Source organism: Aeromonas sp. R1-1 (genome assembly GCF_040908495.1).
In the GTDB taxonomy this organism is placed as follows: domain Bacteria; phylum Pseudomonadota; class Gammaproteobacteria; order Enterobacterales; family Aeromonadaceae; genus Aeromonas; species Aeromonas veronii.
Map to the genome: position 1 here is coordinate 1 of NZ_JBFODV010000232.1, position 6322 is coordinate 6322.

The 6322-nt window shown below is 59.7% G+C and carries 7 protein-coding genes; 6 read left to right on the top strand and 1 reads right to left on the bottom strand.

The window, feature by feature from the left end; all coding sequences use genetic code 11:
* The first annotated feature begins 88 nt into the window (after positions 1-88).
* The 5 genes from AB5Y92_RS15445 to AB5Y92_RS15465 all read left to right on the top strand — a co-directional run bounded on the left by AB5Y92_RS15445 (position 89) and on the right by AB5Y92_RS15465 (position 3359).
* Positions 89-640 carry a hypothetical protein gene (locus tag AB5Y92_RS15445; protein WP_368227079.1) on the top strand — a complete coding sequence of 184 codons (552 nt, stop codon included), beginning with the start codon at positions 89-91 and terminating at the stop codon, positions 638-640.
* 192 nt (positions 641-832) lie between these two features.
* Positions 833-2014: a dicarboxylate/amino acid:cation symporter gene (locus AB5Y92_RS15450; protein ID WP_368227080.1), complete on the top strand. Its 1182-nt coding sequence runs from the start codon at positions 833-835 to the stop codon at positions 2012-2014.
* Between the two features lie 224 nt (positions 2015-2238).
* Complete coding sequence (locus AB5Y92_RS15455; protein WP_005338107.1) at positions 2239-2553, top strand: DUF134 domain-containing protein; 315 nt, start codon at positions 2239-2241, stop codon at positions 2551-2553.
* Entirely contained in the window at positions 2550-3131 is a 582-nt protein-coding gene (locus tag AB5Y92_RS15460; RefSeq protein ID WP_368227081.1) for a NifB/NifX family molybdenum-iron cluster-binding protein, read from the top strand. The genes AB5Y92_RS15455 and AB5Y92_RS15460 overlap by 4 nt, the downstream gene beginning before the upstream one ends.
* Positions 3132-3173: 42 nt before the next feature.
* Positions 3174-3359 (top strand): hypothetical protein, encoded by a 186-nt coding sequence (locus AB5Y92_RS15465; protein ID WP_005338109.1) that lies wholly within the window; start codon positions 3174-3176, stop codon positions 3357-3359.
* Between the two features lie 166 nt (positions 3360-3525).
* Here the strand turns inward: AB5Y92_RS15465 and AB5Y92_RS15470 are convergent, their stop codons facing one another.
* The gene (locus tag AB5Y92_RS15470) at positions 3526-4650 is read right to left on the bottom strand and encodes an HD-GYP domain-containing protein (RefSeq protein ID WP_368227082.1); all 1125 of its coding nucleotides are present in this window, start codon (positions 4648-4650) and stop codon (positions 3526-3528) included.
* Between the two features lie 292 nt (positions 4651-4942).
* Here AB5Y92_RS15470 and rimO point away from each other — a divergent pair, with 292 nt between their 5' ends.
* Positions 4943-6271 carry a 30S ribosomal protein S12 methylthiotransferase RimO gene (rimO, locus tag AB5Y92_RS15475; protein WP_058057718.1) on the top strand — a complete coding sequence of 443 codons (1329 nt, stop codon included), beginning with the start codon at positions 4943-4945 and terminating at the stop codon, positions 6269-6271.
* Positions 6272-6322: the final 51 nt, after the last annotated feature.

Consider the following 6322-nt stretch of genomic DNA (forward strand, 5'->3'; position numbering starts at 1 on the left):
CTCACATCCAAATCGGGGCCTGACCGCGCGCTTTGGCAGTCAGGCCCCGATTTGTTACCCTGTGCGCCCCCTGCTTGAGGTAACCCCTGTGCCACACTCTGACGCCATCCCCGCTTCCCGGCCATTTAACGACCAGCACGCCCACGTTCGAGCTGCCTTTGTGGCGCGTCTCAAACCCGGTGCTCACCTGCTCAATGGTCAATGCGGTACGGGGGAGGATCTGTGCTGGCTGCGTGCAGAAGGGTATGTGGTCACCGCCTGTGAAGCGGTACTGGCCGACGCCAAAGTCGCCTCGCAGCAATCCGGACAAGCAGTGCGGGTCTGCCCGCTGGCGAAGATGCTCTCGGTGCTCCCTTACGATGGCATCTGGCTAAGCCGCCCGCTTGATGGCGACGTGTCCACCCTTGTCCACCTGTTGCAACCGCTGGCGACCCTGCTCAAAGCGGGCGCTCCGCTCTGCTTCCCCCTGCAGCCAAGCGGCAAGATAAGTCACGCTCAGCTACAGCAACTGGTCACCACATCCGGGATAGCGCTGCAACTGGCGCCGATGGAAACCGCCTCGACCAACACGCCATCATGCACAAGTCAACACGCCAGCCAGTACGTCATGTTGCTGCGTGGCGATCATCAGGCCACCTAACGGGCTAATTCATCACGGATTTTCCCGTTCAACACTAAGCCGACAGCTAGTCGGCGATCTTGGCTTTCGACAATATTTAACTCGGCGTTAACGCAGAAAAGGCAGACATAACACGGCCGACGTGTTAAAAAGTGTGATTAATATCAAAATTTAATAACAAAACAGACAATACAACCAACTCCGGATTTCCTTATGAAACTTGTCCTGAAACTCATTGCTGGCATCCTTGCCGGTCTCTTGCTCGGTCTCTACGCCCCTGAGTGGGTGGCGCGCGTGCTGTTTACGGCCAAGACAGTGATAGGTCAGCTCATCACCTTCACCATTCCGCTCATCATTCTGTTCTTTATCATGAGCGGCATCGCCAGCCTGCCGAAAAACTCCGGCACGCTGCTGGGCAAAACCGTGGCCCTCTCCTACTGCTCCACCATTCTGGCAGGGCTGTTCGCCTTTACCGTGGCGAGCCACCTGATCCCGCAGTTCACCACCGCCGCCGAGCCCACCACGGCCACGGCTATCAAGCTCGCCTCCTACGTCAATCTGGAGATCCCGCCGCTATTTGGCGTGATGTCGGCACTGGCCGCCGCCTTTGTGTTCGGCATCGGCATCAGCGCCACCCAGGCCACCGATCTGCGCCGGGTCGCCGATCAGGGTCGTGACATCATCGACCGCCTGCTGGCAAAGGTGATCATCCCGCTGCTGCCGTTCTACATCGCCGGCGTCTTTGTCGAAATGACGGTGGAAGGCACCGTATTCGCCACCCTGAAAACCTTCGGCGTGGTGCTGGTGATGGCGATCCTGATGCACTGGATCTGGCTCTCCGTGCTGTTTATCGGCACCGGTCTGGCCCTTGGCCGCTCACCGGCCCAGCTCATCAAGAACATGCTGCCGGCCTACTTCACCGCGCTGGGGACCATGTCGAGCGCCGCCACCATTCCGGTCGCCCTGCAATCGAGCAAGAACAACGGGGTGAGCGACGGTATCGCCAACTTCACAGTACCGCTGTGTGCCACCATTCACCTCTGTGGCTCCACCATTACCCTGGTCACCTGTGCCACCGCGGTGATGTTCCTCTCCGAGCATCTGGCCATTCCGGGCATCGAGACCATGCTCCCCTTCATCATGATGCTGGGGGTGATCATGATCGCCGCACCGGGCGCACCGGGTGGTGGCGTGATGTCGGCGCTGGGCCTGCTCACCTCCATGCTCGGCTTTGGTGAAGCCTCCATCGCCCTGATGATCGCCCTCTATCTGGCGCAGGACAGCTTCGGCACCGCCTGCAACGTCACCGGTGACGGCGTGATTGCCCTGTGGGCGGATCGCTTCGCCAACGGTAGCGAGAACGCAGCCCCCGAGGCCGAGGCCGAACAGGCGTAAGCGCGTCGGGAAGGCAACCGCCATCCTCTGCAAAACCGCAGGCCCGAACCATGTTCGGGCCTGCGTCGTTTCTGCCACCTTCACAGTGTTTGTGCGTATTCCTCCTCCCTCTCTTTACCCCCCTCTGCCGTAAACAGCATTCGCGCAGCTCTCTACACTCGACAAAATTATTGGCATATGCCACATATGAGCGTATAAATGGCTTATGCCAATTAGGAGCCACCATGCCAAGACCCAAGATTGCCCGCCAGATCTGTGGCCGCCCCGCCAACAGCTGCTTCAAACCCAACGGCCGCCCCATGCATCAGCTGGAACAGGTCACGCTGGCCCCTGACGAGTTCGAGGCATTGCGCCTCGTCGACCTTCAAGGAATGCAGCAGCAGGAGGCCGCCCTGGTGATGGGGGTCTCCCGCCAGACCCTGGCCAATATCCTGAAAAAAGGGCGCTACAAGGTGGTGGAGTGTCTGAGTCTGGGCAAGGCATTGATGATGCAACCCGCCGAGCCCGACCACCCAACCAGTGGAGAAGAGCCGACATGAATGCTGTCACAACCATGACCACCAACCCCAGCAACAGCGCCCTGATGCTGAGTCAGGGGTTGCTGGCTGGCCACTTTACCCGTGCCGAGCAGCTGCAAATTCTTAACCCCGAAGGGAACGTCATCGCCACCCAGGCTAACCCGGCCGCCGCCGAAGGCTGCCACGGCAAGCAAGCGCTGCTCGACGCCCTCACCCATCATCAGGTGGGTCAGGTGGTGGTGCGCAATATCGGCGAGCGGATGCTGGGTCGCCTGCTGGCGGTCAATATCCGGGTTCTGCAGTGCCGCTCTGCCCGCCTGCCGCTGCCCGCGCTGCTGGCCCCCGCTAATCTGCAACCTCTAACCGAGGCCAGTCAGGGGCGTCCGTCTCGCCGTCATCAGAGCAAATCTGCGATCCGTGCCATCCAGCCCGTCGGCGCAGGCCAGAGTCATAGCCATTGTCATGGTGGTTGCAACAGTGGCTCCGATCACTGTTGCACCAGTAGTGGCAATCAGGCAGAGAGCTCACGACAAGGCCATACTTGTTGCCACGGCAGTGAAGGCGCCAACCAGCAGGGCGGTTGCTGCCATCATCACTGATGCCATCGCCGTGCATGTCATCACCATCAAGGAGAAGAGATCATGTCCATCTGGTTGTTGAGCCTGCTCGCCTCGTTCGTGCTGATCCTGGCCATGGGCACCATCATCTGGTGGCGCCAATACCAGCTTGCCCAGAAGCGGGAAGATAAAGAAGTGCGTCCCTGTGGCTGCTCCAGCGCCTGCGCGGATCACCTCTATCAAATCAGCGAGCCGACGCCCAAAAAGTAACCTGACCGCAGCCGCCATAGCCGCAGATAGAAGGTCGGCAAACTAAAGGCGCATTTAATAGAAAGACGTATAAATAGAGAGGGGGCACCTGCTGGTGCCCCCTCTCTTGTTACGCTTTTCATTCATGCTTGTTCCGCCACTTTGCCCTTAGGCTCATCACACGCGCTCAACCCGGCTCGGCGCCGCTGGGCGCCACACTCGGAGTGCAGGCCGGATCCTGATACTGCTGATAGATGGCATAAAACTCGGCCTTGTTGTGCAGGGCTGCGGCGACACAGGCGGGATCAAACTGGCTGCCGGCATGCTCTTCCAGATAGGCAAACGCCGTATCGAACGGCCAAGCCTTCTTGTAGGGGCGCTCGCTGGTCAGGGCATCAAACACATCGGCCACCGTCACGATGCGCGCCGCCAGCGGGATCGCCTCCCCCGCCAACCCCAGCGGATAGCCGGTGCCGTCAAAGCGTTCGTGATGGCTGGCGATGATATTGGTCAGCATGTCAGTGTGATGAATGCCATCGAGACCAAACTCGTTGATCATCAGGCTGATCATCTCCCGCCCCTTGCCTGGGTGGATCTTCATGATCTCGAACTCTTCCGGCGTCAGCTTGCCCGGCTTGAGTAAAATGGCATCCGGCACCGCGATCTTGCCGATGTCGTGCAGCTCGGAGAAGAGGTAGATAAACTCCACCTCCTCATCGCTCAGCCCGCAAGTCGGGGCCAGCGTCTTGGCGATCAGCCGGGAGTAGGCCGACATCCGGTGCAGATGGTTGGCGGTCTCTTCATCCCGATAACGGCTAAACTCCCGCGCCGTGGTCAGCGCGCCGCCAAGGGTCTGGATGGAGAAAAACTCCACCGCAATGATGGCCGAGAGCGCCTGGGCATAGGCCGACAGCTCGCTGCGGATCGGCTCCTCGAAATATCCCGGCTCCATGGCATCGCAAAACAGAAAGCCAAACAGCTTGCTGTTGAACAGCAGCGGCTCGGTATAGCTGGAGGCATAACCTGCCTCCAGCACCTTGCGGCTGTGCTCCGACGCCGAGCCACGCAGGGCATCCAGATTGCCGAGTACCCGGGGCTGCTTGTGCTCCGCCAGATAACTCAGGGAGGGGACATCGCTCAGCTTCACCTCATATTGCACCAGCGGCGAGGGCCCCTCGGTGCTGTGGGCAAAGGTCTTGAGCTGATCGGTATGGGGATCGTAAATCGCGATGGCCACCCGACTCAGCTTGTCAAAGCGCTGCCTGAGCGTGGCATGTACGCTTTGCATTTTTTCGCCAAATGAACTTTCCATCGCCTTCTCCAACGGGACCCCGTGATGGAAGTATAGTGACTCCCTTTGACGCTCTCCCCGCCACGGCGTCAAAATTGACAGAAAAATCAACAAAACAGCATCCCCACAACAAGCCCGCACGGCAGAGGCAATAGCCCTACCAAGGGCGCGCCATCACCGGCTGCTCGTGCAACCCAATCTTGCCTGGTCGGAGATATTGTTCGGTTCTGCCATGCTGGCTGTATAGTTTTTGGTTAACCATTCCGGTAAAATCCGCGCCCTTAAAGAAGAGCCACCTAAGAGTGATTGAGCGATGTCCAACACAAAACAGGCCCCCAAAGTAGGATTCGTCTCCTTGGGTTGCCCCAAAAACCTGGTCGATTCAGAACGCATCCTGACCCAGCTGCGTACCGAAGGGTACGATGTGGTGCCCAGCTATGACGATGCCGAGCTGGTCGTCGTCAACACCTGCGGCTTTATCGACAGCGCGGTGCAAGAGTCGCTGGAAGCGATCGGCGAAGCGCTGGCCGAGAACGGCAAGGTGATCGTCACCGGTTGCCTCGGCGCCAAAGAGAATCAGATCCGCGAGATCCACCCCAAGGTGCTCGAGATCACCGGCCCCCACGCCTATGAAGAGGTGCTGGGTCACGTCCACAAATATGTGGAGAAGCCGCAGCACAACCCCTTTACCAGTCTGGTACCGGCCCACGGCGTCAAGCTGACCCCGCGCCACTACGCCTATCTGAAGATTTCCGAAGGGTGCAACCACCGCTGCACCTTCTGCATCATCCCCTCCATGCGCGGGGATCTGGTGAGCCGCCCCATCGGCGACGTGCTGGCAGAAGCCAAGCGCCTGAAAGAGGCGGGCGTGAAGGAGCTGCTGGTGATCTCCCAGGACACCTCCGCCTACGGCGTCGATGTGAAGCACCGCACCGGTTTCTACGACGGCATGCCGGTCAAGACCAGCATGGTCGCCCTGTGCGAAGAGCTGGCCAAGCTCGACATCTGGGTACGCCTGCACTACGTCTACCCCTACCCGCACGTAGATGACGTCATCCCGCTGATGCGCGATGGCAAGGTACTGCCCTACCTCGATATTCCGCTGCAGCACGCCAGCCCGCGCATCCTCAAACTGATGAAGCGCCCGGGCACCGTCGAGCGCACCCTGGAGCGGATCCAGAAGTGGCGCGAGATCTGCCCGCAGATCACCCTGCGCTCCACCTTTATCGTCGGCTTCCCGGGCGAGACCGAGGAAGATTTCCAGATGCTGCTGGACTTCATCGACAAGGCGGAGCTGGATCGGGTCGGCTGCTTCAAATACAGCCCGGTCGAAGGGGCACTGGCCAACGAGCTGCCGGATCCGGTACCGGAAGCCGTACAGGAAGAGCGCTTCCAGCGCTTTATGGAGCTGCAACAGCAGGTCTCCATCCGCAAGCTGGCCCGCAAAGTGGGTCAGGAGATGACCGTTATCATCGACGAGGTGGACGAAGAGGGCGCCACTGGCCGCTCCTTTGCCGATGCACCGGAGATCGATGGTCTGGTCTACCTCAACGGCGAAACCGGCCTCAAGCCGGGGGACATGGTCAAGGTACGGATCGACGAATCCGACGAATATGACCTGTGGGCCAGCCTGATCAGCTAATTGAGGCTTTACCAACCAAATGAAAAAAGCGCCTGCGGGCGCTTTTTTATT